This is a genomic window from Thioalkalivibrio sp., from assembly GCF_041690275.1.
GTDB lineage: Bacteria > Pseudomonadota > Gammaproteobacteria > Ectothiorhodospirales > Ectothiorhodospiraceae > Thioalkalivibrio.
On sequence record NZ_JAWLHP010000077.1, the window covers coordinates 1 to 10,372 of the forward strand.

Consider the following 10,372-nt stretch of genomic DNA (forward strand, 5'->3'; position numbering starts at 1 on the left):
CGCGGCTGGAAGCCGCTCCCACACCACACTCAGTGACCTGGGGCTGGAACCCGTGGGAGCGGCCTCTGGCCGCGATCGGCATCGGCCTTGGCATCGCGGCTGGAAGCCGCTCCTACACCACACCCAGTGACTCGGGGGCTGGGCTTCGTGGGAGCGGCCTCTGGCCGCGATCGGCACCGGCATCGGCAGCGCGGCTGGAAGCCGCTGCCACGGGGCTTGTTCAGCCGCCGCGGTAACGGTGCACCGTCTCGACCAGGGTCGCGACCCGGTCGGGATCGATGCCCGGATGGATCCCGTGGCCGAGGTTGAAGACGTGGCCGGTCGGCAGCGGAAAGCCATCCAGTACCCGCGTCGCCTCGGCCCGGACCACCTCGTCGCCGGCGTAGAGCACCGACGGATCCAGATTGCCCTGGAGCGCCACCCGATCGCCAACCCGTTGGGCCGCCTCCGCGATGTCGATGGTCCAGTCGAGACCCAGGGCATCCGCGCCGGCATCGGCCTGCCACTCGAGCCAGGCACCGCCACCCTTGGTGAAGAGGATCACCGGGACCCGCTGGCCCTCGTGTTCACGGGGAAGTTCGCTGATGATTCGCTGCATGTAGGCCAGCGAGAACTCACGGTAATGCCGCGGCGTAAGCGAACCACCCCAGGTGTCGAAGATCATCACCGCCTGCGCGCCCGAGAGGATCTGCGCCCGGAGGTAGGCCGACACCGCCGCCGCCACCTTCTGGAGCAGCGCGTGCATTGCCTGCGGTTCACCATAGAGCAGACGCTTGGTCTCCGCGAAGTCCCGCGAGGTTGCCCCCTCGATCATGTAGGTGGCCAGCGTCCAGGGGCTGCCCGCGAAGCCGATCAGCGGTACGGCGCCGTTCAGTTCGCGCCGGATCAGGCGCACGGCGTCCATCACGTAGCGCAGCTCCTGCTCCGGATCGGGAACCGGCAGCCGTTCGATGGCATCCAGCGACCGCACCGGGTCACGGAAGCGCGGTCCCTCGCCCGTCTCGAAATAGAGACCGAGCCCCATTGCGTCCGGAACCGTCAGGATGTCAGAGAACAGGATCGCCGCATCGAGCGGGAAGCGCGCCAGCGGCTGCATGGTGACCTCGCAGGCCAGTTCCGGGTTCTGGCAGAGATCCATGAAGCTGCCCGCGCGGGCACGCGTCGCGCGGTATTCCGGAAGGTAGCGGCCCGCCTGGCGCATGATCCAGATCGGGGTGCGATCCACGGGCTCGCGCATCAGCGCGCGCAGCAATCGGTCGTTGGCCAGCTCGGTCATCGTTGTCGTCCGCTTGATTGTGGCCGGCGCAGCCGGGCCACCGCCAGGATGGCCGGCTCAGCCCCCGGCCGGGCCGTGCAGCCGCGCGCGCAGCTGGCGGCTCACCTCGCCCATGTCGGCGCGCCCCAGAAGGACAGGCTTCAGGATGGCCATCACCCGGCCCATGTCCTTCGGGCCGGTGGCGCCGGACTCCGCGATGGCCTGCTCGATCAGAACCGTGACGGCCTCGGGTGCCAGCGGTTCGGGGAGGAATTCCCGGATGACCGCAACCTCCGCCTCCTCGCGGGCCGCGAGGTCTTCCCGCTCTCCCCGCCGGTACTGCTCGATCGAGTCGCGGCGCTGCTTGAGCATCCGGTTCAGGATCGCCAGCACCGCGGCATCGTCCACCTCGCGGCGCTCGTCGACCTCGAATTGCTTGATTTCGGACTGAACCAGTCGCAGCGCGCCGAGCCGATTCCGGTCACGTGCACGCATCGAGGCCTTCACCTCCTCGCCGATCCGGTCTTTCAGCGACATCGAGGGCCCCGGGCAGCAGGGGGGGTCAGTACATCCGCACGCGGCGGGTAATGTCACGGGAATTCCGCTTGAGTTGACGCTTCACGGCCGCCGCCGCCTTGCGCTTGCGCTCGGTGGTGGGCTTTTCGTAGAACTCGCGGCGGCGGACCTCGGACACCACACCGGCCTTTTCGCAGGTGCGCTTGAAGCGCCTCAGCGCGACTTCGAAGGGCTCGTTTTCGCGTACTCGAACGTGGGGCATAAATTCTCCATGGTAACTTTGTTGAATGTGCGCGCCGGTCGGGGCCGGCAACGGCCAGGCAGCAGACGAAACCCGCAATGATAGATCAAAGCCTTTCCAAGAAAAAGCACGAAACCGCCTACGCAGCCCGCGAGGGTCACGCTATCATGCCTGCCATGAAGACCCTGAACGTCGAGCTCGGTTCCAGAAGCTACCCGATTCATGTGGGTGAGGGACTGCTGCGCGAGGCGCAGGTGCTGCGGCCGCACCTGCGCGGGCAGCGCCTGGTCGTGGTCAGCAACGAGACGGTGGCGCCGCTCCACGGCGACCGTCTCAGGGCCCTGCTCGACGGCCAGGACTTCACCTGGATCGACCTCCCGGACGGGGAACGCTTCAAGACCCTGGCCACGGTGGAGTCGATCCTTACACGCATGCTGCAGGCGCGGCTCGACCGCGGGACCACCCTGATCGCATTCGGAGGCGGCGTGGTGGGCGACGTCGCCGGGTTCGCCGCGGCCATCTACCAGCGTGGCATCGACTTCATCCAGGTGCCCACCACCCTGCTCTCGCAAGTGGACTCCTCCGTGGGCGGCAAGACCGGGGTCAATCATCCCCTCGGCAAGAACATGATCGGCGCCTTCCACCAGCCCCGCGCGGTGATCATCGACATCGACACCCTCCGGACGCTCCCGGCCCGCGAACTGCGCGCCGGGGTGGCGGAGGTGATCAAGTACGGGCTCATCCAGGACGCCGGCTTCTTCGACTGGCTGGAGGTAAACATCGAACGCCTGCTGGCGCTCGAACCGGAGATCGTTATCGAGGCCATCCACCGTTCCTGCGCCTGCAAGGCGGAGGTGGTTGCCGCCGACGAACGCGAGTCCGGACGGCGCGCGCTGCTGAACCTCGGCCACACCTTCGGGCACGCGATCGAGACGGGCATGGGCTACGGCGAATGGCTGCATGGGGAGGCGGTCGGCACCGGCATGGCCATGGCCGCCAGGATGTCCGAGGCGATGGGCTGGCTGGACCCGGCAGACAGGGAACGCGCCGAGTCGCTGATCGCCCGGGCCGGTCTGCAACTGCATCCACCGGAGCAGATCGACGCCGCACGCTTCCGCGAGCTGATGGCCATCGACAAGAAGGTGGTGAACGGTCGGCTGCGTCTCGTCCTGCTGCAGGCGATTGGCGCGGCGGTGGTCACTGCCGACTTTCCACCGGAGGCGCTGGAGGCCACTCTGCCCGTCACCTCCAGCCGGGCAACCGGTGTCGGCTGAGTCGCCAGCGGGAATGAGCCCCGTCGTCGCGCCGCGGCTCGCGCCGTACGCGGCGGTTGCCGAGTGTTCGGCGGGACGGCGCCATCTCGAGCCGCCCCCGAATCACCGGAGCGAATTCCAGCGCGACCGTGACCGCATCGTGCACAGCACGGCCTTTCGGCGCCTCAAATACAAGACGCAGGTCTTTGTCAGCCACGAGGGCGACCTGTTCCGGAATCGCCTCACGCACTCCCTGGAAGTGGCCCAGATCGCGCGTTCCAGCGCTCGCGCGCTCGGGCTGAACGAAGACCTCACCGAGGCCATCGCGCTGGCGCACGACCTCGGGCACACGCCCTTCGGCCACGCCGGTCAGCGGGCACTGAACAACTGCATGCGCGATCGCGGCGGCTTCGAGCACAATCTGCAGTCCCTGCGCATTGTCGACCTGCTGGAGCAGCACTACGCCGAGTTCGATGGCCTGAACCTCACCTTCGAGACCCGCGAGGGCATCCTGAAGCACTGCTCGCCGGACAATGCGCGCCGCCTCGGGCCGGTCGCCGAGCGGTTCCTGAACGGCCGTCAGCCAAGTCTCGAGGCCCAACTGACCAACGTGGCGGACGAGATCGCCTACAACAACCACGACATCGACGATGGACTGCGCGCGGGCCTGCTGACGATGGAGCAGTTCTGCGAAGTCGAATTGTTCCGGGTCCGGCATGAACAGGTGCAACGAAGCTATCCGGGCCTCGAGGCCCGCCGCGTGCGCCACGAGACCGTGCGGCGCATGATCGACACCCTGGCCTCCGACCTGATCACGGCCAGCCGCGAGGCCCTGCGCGGCGCTGGCGTCGACAGCCTGGAGGCGGTCCGGAGCTTCCCCGAACCGCTGATCCGCTTCAGCCCGGAGACCGCACGCCAGAATCGGGAACTCAAGCGCTTCCTGCGTCAGAACCTGTACCATCACCATCGGGTATACCGGATGACGGTCAAGGCGGAACGCATCGTGAACGACCTGTTCTTCGCCTTCATGGAGGACACCAAGCTGCTGCCCGAGCACTTCCAGGTGCATGTGCGGCGGCTGGCCGAGGCCGACGAACACGGTCTCGCGCGGGGGGTCGCCGACTACATCGCCGGGATGACCGACCGTTTCGCCATCCACGAACACCAGCGTGTCTTCGACCTGCGCACACTGATCTGAGTCCGCCGCCATGTCCCTGCAACCCGACTGTCTGGCCGAGCTGAGGCTGCAGCAAGCCCCGTTCGACGCGCTGCCGAGCGAGAACTTCATCTACACCGACAGCCTGATCGAGGACACGGTGACTGCCGCCAGCCAGGCGATCGACATGTCCGGGGCGATCCTGCTGATCACGGGCGAGATCGGCTCGGGCCGCAGCATGCAACTGATGCGGCTGCTCGGTTCCCTGCCCGAGAACTTCGAGCTGATCGCGTTCCGGGCGCGCATGAACACCCGCTTCGAGGCTGTCGACTTCACCATCCGCAGCCACCTGCAGGCCAGTGGTCACGACGATCCCGACCGAGCCCTGAGCGACCTGATGAGCGAGCGCATCCGCGCGGGCTTCGACCCGGTGATCGCGGTGGACGACGCCCACCTGCTGGGCATGGACATCATCAACATCCTGCTGCGCATGCGCGGAGAGATCCTGGGCGTGGAAGGCCGCGCCCCGCGCCTGGTGCTGGTCGGCGACCAGGTCCTGCTGCGCCGCCGCCTGCAACTGCGTCCGTCGGACGACCACCAGATCGCCCGGTTCACGTTGCGCCCCTTCAGCCTGGAACAGACAGCCGCGTATCTCACCCACCGCCTGCGTGCGGCCGGCATGGCCGACCCGGGCGAAATCCTCACCGAGGAGGCGATCGCCGACCTGCAGGCGGCCAGCAAGGGGCTGCCGGGTGCGCTGAACGATCAGGCGAACGCCTGGCTGGAACGACTGTGCCGGGCACGCCGGGGCGAGGAAGAAGAAGCGCCACCGGAGCCGGAACCCTTGCGTGACGACCGGATGGCGGCCTTCGCGCGCGGCATGCCCCCGCTGGGCGTGACCGGGGACCCGCCGGATGAACCGCCGGAGGATCTCAGGCCGATCGGGCGGCGCGACTCGCTGCAGGCGGCCGATCAGCGGGAACAGGAACCAGCATCGGAAGACGACTGGGATCCGTACACGGGCCGCTGGCAACAGCAGTCCTCGGATTCGGATCAGGACAGGGTACCGTTCTGGAGCCGAAGCTGGTTCGTACCGGTCGTGGCGGGGGTAGTGGCCTTCCTGATACTGGCACCGTTTGCACGCCATCTCTTCGAGCGCCCGGAGGCGCCACCGAGCACCACCGTGCAGCTGCCTTTGCCGGTCGCCCCAGAGGAGGCTCCCGGGCCCGCTTCCAGTGCAGACGGGCCTGACGACCAGGACGTGGTGGAGGTGCCCTTCGACGATTGGGTGCCCGCCGAGCCGGAACCACGCGAGCCGCCACTCCCTGAAACGCCGGATGCCCCGGTGATCCCCGAGCCCGCCCCGTCATCCCCGGAGGAGTCCGAACCCTTGCCGGAGCCCGAACCCGCGCCGGAACCCGAACCCGCGCCGGAACCCGAACCCGAGCCGCGCCCCGAGCCTGCGACCACCGCCTCCGAGGCACCGGGGAGCCCCGCAACCCCAGCGGCCGAGCCGGCGCCCACGGCATCAGATCTTGTCCAGGACGGTGAATGGCTTGCGCGCCAGAGCCCGGACAACTTGACCATCCAGCTGATTGCCGCCCCGGACCTCGACGGTGCGCGCCGGTTTGTCGAGCAGCACCAGCTCACGGGGATCCGCTACGTTCCCACCCGCTCCAACGGACGTGACTTCGTCGTGGCCCTGGCGGGCAGTTTTGCCGCCCGCTCCGGCGCGGAACAGGCCCTCGAGAATCTGCCCGCCGCGGTACGCGCCACCGAGCCCTGGATCCGTTCCCTGGGATCCGTCCAGGACATTCAGCGCTGAACGCCTCCCGTACCGCAGCCGAAGGCGCAGGTGGCGACCGCACCAGCCCTGGCAAGTGATGGCAGGACGGATCCCCCAGCCCTTCATTGACGACCTGCTCGAGCGCACGGATCTCGTGGAGCTGGTCCAGCGCCATGTGTCATTGAAGAAATCGGGCAGCGAATTCTCGGCCTGCTGCCCGTTTCACGCAGAGAAGACCCCCTCCTTCTACGTCTCGCCGCAGAAGCAGTTCTATCACTGCTTCGGCTGCGGGGCCCACGGAACCGCCGTCACCTTCCTGATGGAGTACGAGAACCTCAGTTTTCCGGAGGCCATCGACCAGCTGGCCGAATGGGCAGGCCTGGAGGTTCCCCGGGAATCCACGGGTCCGGACACCGAGTCTCTGGCGCCGCTGCTGGAGGCACTGGCGGCGGCGTCCCGCTTCTATGTCGACCAGCTCAGGCAGACCCCGGCCGCGATCGACTACCTGAAGGCGCGCGGGATCGATGGCAGCACCGCGCGGGACTTCTCGCTCGGCTGGGCGCCGGCCGGGGCCGACACCCTGGCACGCGCGCTCGGCAACCGCTTCGGCACCGAGACCCTGCTCGCAGCCGGGCTGGCGGCGCGCCGGGACGACGGCAGCCTCCGCGACCGCTTTCGCGCGCGCATCGTGTTCCCCATCCGCGATCGCCGGGGCCGGGTGATCGGCTTTGGCGGCCGGCTGATCGAGGCCGGAGAGCCCAAGTACCTGAACAGTCCGGAGTCCGCGGTCTTCCACAAGGGGCACACCATCTATGGGCTGTACGAGGCGCGGCGCGCCGAGACCCGGCTCGCTGAACTGGTGGTCACGGAGGGCTACATGGACGTGGTCGGCCTCGCCAGGGCCGGCTTTCGCCGCGCGGTCGCCTGCATGGGCACAGCACTGACGCGCGGTCACCTCGAACTGCTGTTCCGGCAGGTGCCCCGCCTGGTCCTGTGCTTCGACGGCGACGCGGCGGGTCGGCGGGCGGCCTGGCGATCGCTCGAGCAGGCCCTGCCGGTAATCCAGGGGATGCGGGAGGTCCGGATGCTGTTCCTGCCCGAAGGCGAGGACCCGGACAGCCTGGTGCGCCACGAGGGCCTGGAAGGCTGGGAACGGCGCCTGGCCGGCAGCTCCGTGCTCTCCGAGACCTTCATGCACCTGCTCGGCGAGCATTACCCGCTGGAAACCGCCGAGGGCCGCAGCCAGTGCGCCCACGCGGCGGTGACGCTGATCCGCACGGTGGCCGACCCGCTGTTCCGGACCCAGCTCTGCGATCTCGTTGCAGAACACACCCGGACGCCCCGCGCACAGATCCTCGAGATGCTCGGCGAGTCGGCCGACGCTCCCGACAGGGCCGCACCGGCGCAGGCCAGGATCCGCACCGCGAGGCAGGATCGCCCGGGACAGGGCGCGAGTCATCTCTGGACGGCCCTGCTCGCGCGCGTGATTCAATGCCCGCAGGAGGACTGGCGCGATCCGGCCCTGGAACGGCTGCGGTCGGCCGGCGGGCGTGGGCCCGAGATCCTCGGCGCGATCCTGGACCGGATCCGGGCGAACCCCGGAATCACCACCGCACGCCTGCTCGAGCAGTTTCGCGAAGAGACCTACTTCGCCCGTCTGATGTCGCTCGCCGGGCAGTCCCTTGGCGGGGAGGACGCGGAACTTTCGCGACGCGTGGCACTCGATAGCGCCAACAGGTTGTTTCGGGAACACTGCCGTGAACGCATCCGCGACCTGTCCGCCCGCGTGGACAGGCCGCTGAGCGAGGAAGAACGGGCGGAACTCCGAGGCCTTCAGTCGCTGCTCGCGTGCGATTTCCGGCCGGACGAACCCCGGGAATAACGGCCGATTTCCAGCGTCCAATCGGAATCGCCGGTTGAATCCGCAGAGCGCGACCCAATCCTTCCGATGAGCGGTCGAGTCGGCATCCGGCGATCGGAATCCTATGTGCGAACTATACTCCCGACAGGGTGAGCATCAGCCAGGAATGGAAACGCCCGCGCCTGCCCATACCACAGCCTTTCGCAACTGCAAAATCAGTATTCTCTGCTATACTAAGAGATTCGATTTTTGGACATTATCCTCGGAGTACACACGCGATGAATCGTGAAGAGCAGCAGTCACAGCTCAAGGAGCTCATTGCCAAGGGCAAGGAACAGGGCTACCTGACGTATACCGAGGTAAACGATCACCTGCCGGATTCGATCATCGATTCCGAGCAGATCGAAGACATCATCGCGATGATCAACGACATGGGCATCGCGGTCCATGAACAGGCACCGGACGCCGACACCCTGCTCCTCGCCGACGGCAGCGTCTCCACCGACGAGGACGCCGAGGATGCGGTGGCAGCACTGGCCGCCGTCGACAGCGACTTCGGCCGCACCACCGACCCCGTGCGCATGTACATGCGCGAGATGGGCACGGTCGAACTGCTTACCCGCGAGGGTGAGATCCGCATCGCGAAGCGCATCGAGGAGGGCCTGATGCAGGTCCTGTTCGCGCTCGCACACCATCCGTCGGCGATCAGCCAGCTGCTCGCGCAGTATCGCCGCCTGGTCGAGAACAACGGCCGCCTGACCGATGTGGTGGTCTCCTTCATCAACCCGGACGTCGCCGATGGCGAGGCCGTTGCACGCGGCCTTGCGGATCCCGCGGACGTTGCAGCGACTCCTGGCCCGGCGAGCGCCGTCCCGGCGGGAGCCACCAAGACGGCGGCGGCAAACGATACCGGCGACGACGGCGACAGCGATTCCGACGACGACTCGGATGACGAAGAGGAAGTCGAGGACACGGGTCCCGATCCGGAGGAGGCCCGGGTCCGGTTCGCGCGCCTCGCGGAGCTGCACCAGGCCGCTCAGGAGGCCTGCGACCGGGGGGATCACGAGGCCTATGCCCGTGCTCGGGAAGAAACCGCCCGTTACTTCATGGAATTCAAGCTCGTGCCGCGCGTGGTCGACGAGCTGACCTCCAACCTGCACAACACCATCGACCGGATCCGCCGCCACGAGCGCCAGATCATGAAGCTGGTCGTGGTCGACTCGCACATGCCCCGCAAGACCTTTCTGGACTCGTTCCCGAAGAACGAGACCAACCTGACCTGGATCCACCAGGCGAAGAAGGCGAAGGGCAGGTACACGGAACAGCTGGCACTGATCGCGGATGACGTGGTGCGCCTGCAGAAGAAGCTGCTGGACATCGAGCGGGAGGCCAACCTCAGCATCGCCGAGATCAAGGACATCAACCGGCGCATGTCCATCGGCGAGGCCAAGGCCCGCCGCGCGAAGAAGGAGATGGTCGAGGCGAACCTGCGTCTGGTGATCTCCATCGCGAAGAAGTACACCAACCGCGGCCTGCAGTTCCTGGACCTCATCCAGGAGGGCAACATCGGTCTGATGAAGGCGGTGGACAAGTTCGAGTACCGCCGCGGCTACAAGTTCTCGACCTACGCGACCTGGTGGATCCGCCAGGCCATTACCCGGTCGATCGCGGACCAGGCCCGGACCATCCGCATTCCGGTGCACATGATCGAGACGATCAACAAGCTGAACCGGGTCTCCCGGCAGATGCTGCAGGAGATGGGCCGCGAGGCCACGCCCGAGGAACTGGCCGAGCGCATGGAGATGCCCGAAGACAAGATCCGCAAGGTGATGAAGATCTCGAAGGAACCGATCTCCATGGAGACCCCGATCGGCGACGACGAGGACTCGCATCTCGGCGATTTCATCGAGGACGAGAAGGTGACGACCCCGGTCGACTCGGCCGCGCGCGAGAGCCTGTCCGAGGCGACCCGCGAGATCCTGTCGACCCTGACGCCGCGCGAGGCGAAGGTCCTGCGCATGCGCTTCGGGATCGACATGAACACCGACCACACCCTCGAAGAGGTCGGCAAGCAGTTCGACGTGACCCGCGAGCGTATCCGGCAGATCGAGGCCAAGGCCCTGCGGAAGCTGCGCCACCCCACCCGCGCGGAGCTGCTGCGAACCTACATGGATCTCGAGTAAGCTCGGACACAACCCCGGACCCAATCCGGGGTTGCTCGGTCATCGGGGCCTGTAGCTCAATGGTTAGAGCAGAAGACTCATAATCTTTTGGTTGCAGGTTCGAGTCCTGCCGGGCCCACCA

The 10,372-nt window shown here is 67.2% G+C and carries 8 protein-coding genes and 1 tRNA gene; 6 read left to right on the plus strand and 3 right to left on the minus strand.

Features of this window, described 5'->3' with window-relative positions:
- Positions 1 to 220 precede the first annotated feature (220 nt).
- The 3 genes from hemE to rpsU are packed head-to-tail and all read right to left on the minus strand — an operon-like array spanning position 221 to position 2,033.
- The gene (hemE, locus tag ACESMN_RS12225; protein ID WP_373053882.1) at positions 221 to 1,276 is read right to left on the minus strand and encodes a uroporphyrinogen decarboxylase; all 1,056 of its coding nucleotides are present in this window, start codon (positions 1,274 to 1,276) and stop codon (positions 221 to 223) included.
- A 57-nt stretch (positions 1,277 to 1,333) separates the two neighbouring features.
- Positions 1,334 to 1,792, minus strand: coding sequence for a GatB/YqeY domain-containing protein (locus tag ACESMN_RS12230; protein ID WP_373053883.1), 459 nt, complete (start codon positions 1,790 to 1,792; stop codon positions 1,334 to 1,336).
- Positions 1,793 to 1,817: 25 nt separating this feature from the next.
- Positions 1,818 to 2,033, minus strand: coding sequence for a 30S ribosomal protein S21 (rpsU, locus tag ACESMN_RS12235; RefSeq protein ID WP_373053884.1), 216 nt, complete (start codon positions 2,031 to 2,033; stop codon positions 1,818 to 1,820).
- A 155-nt stretch (positions 2,034 to 2,188) separates the two neighbouring features.
- Here rpsU and aroB point away from each other — a divergent pair, with 155 nt between their 5' ends.
- From aroB to ACESMN_RS12265, 6 genes are all read left to right on the plus strand, one after another.
- Positions 2,189 to 3,286 carry a 3-dehydroquinate synthase gene (gene aroB / locus ACESMN_RS12240; protein WP_373053889.1) on the plus strand — a complete coding sequence of 366 codons (1,098 nt, stop codon included), beginning with the start codon at positions 2,189 to 2,191 and terminating at the stop codon, positions 3,284 to 3,286.
- A gap of 13 nt (positions 3,287 to 3,299) precedes the next feature.
- A complete protein-coding gene (locus tag ACESMN_RS12245; protein WP_373053885.1) occupies positions 3,300 to 4,463 on the plus strand; it encodes a deoxyguanosinetriphosphate triphosphohydrolase in 1,164 nt (387 codons plus the stop codon).
- A gap of 10 nt (positions 4,464 to 4,473) precedes the next feature.
- Positions 4,474 to 6,246 carry an AAA family ATPase gene (locus ACESMN_RS12250; RefSeq protein ID WP_373053886.1) on the plus strand — a complete coding sequence of 591 codons (1,773 nt, stop codon included), beginning with the start codon at positions 4,474 to 4,476 and terminating at the stop codon, positions 6,244 to 6,246.
- A 58-nt stretch (positions 6,247 to 6,304) separates the two neighbouring features.
- Complete coding sequence (dnaG, locus tag ACESMN_RS12255) at positions 6,305 to 8,089, plus strand: DNA primase (protein ID WP_373053887.1); 1,785 nt, start codon at positions 6,305 to 6,307, stop codon at positions 8,087 to 8,089.
- Positions 8,090 to 8,346: 257 nt separating this feature from the next.
- Positions 8,347 to 10,251, plus strand: coding sequence for an RNA polymerase sigma factor RpoD (rpoD, locus tag ACESMN_RS12260; RefSeq protein ID WP_373053888.1), 1,905 nt, complete (start codon positions 8,347 to 8,349; stop codon positions 10,249 to 10,251).
- A 45-nt stretch (positions 10,252 to 10,296) separates the two neighbouring features.
- A tRNA-Ile gene (locus ACESMN_RS12265) sits at positions 10,297 to 10,372 on the plus strand.

Excerpts from the sequence above, each read along its gene's own strand:
- aroB (WP_373053889.1), top strand. The coding sequence starts at position 2,189 with ATGAAGACCCTGAACGTCGAGCTCGGTTCCAGAAGCTACCCGATTCAT.
- ACESMN_RS12245 (WP_373053885.1), top strand. The coding sequence starts at position 3,300 with ATGAGCCCCGTCGTCGCGCCGCGGCTCGCGCCGTACGCGGCGGTTGCC.
- hemE (WP_373053882.1), bottom strand. The coding sequence starts at position 1,276 with ATGACCGAGCTGGCCAACGACCGATTGCTGCGCGCGCTGATGCGCGAG.
- rpoD (WP_373053888.1), top strand. The coding sequence starts at position 8,347 with ATGAATCGTGAAGAGCAGCAGTCACAGCTCAAGGAGCTCATTGCCAAG.
- rpsU (WP_373053884.1), bottom strand. The coding sequence starts at position 2,033 with ATGCCCCACGTTCGAGTACGCGAAAACGAGCCCTTCGAAGTCGCGCTG.
- ACESMN_RS12230 (WP_373053883.1), bottom strand. The coding sequence starts at position 1,792 with ATGTCGCTGAAAGACCGGATCGGCGAGGAGGTGAAGGCCTCGATGCGT.
- ACESMN_RS12250 (WP_373053886.1), top strand. The coding sequence starts at position 4,474 with ATGTCCCTGCAACCCGACTGTCTGGCCGAGCTGAGGCTGCAGCAAGCC.
- dnaG (WP_373053887.1), top strand. The coding sequence starts at position 6,305 with ATGGCAGGACGGATCCCCCAGCCCTTCATTGACGACCTGCTCGAGCGC.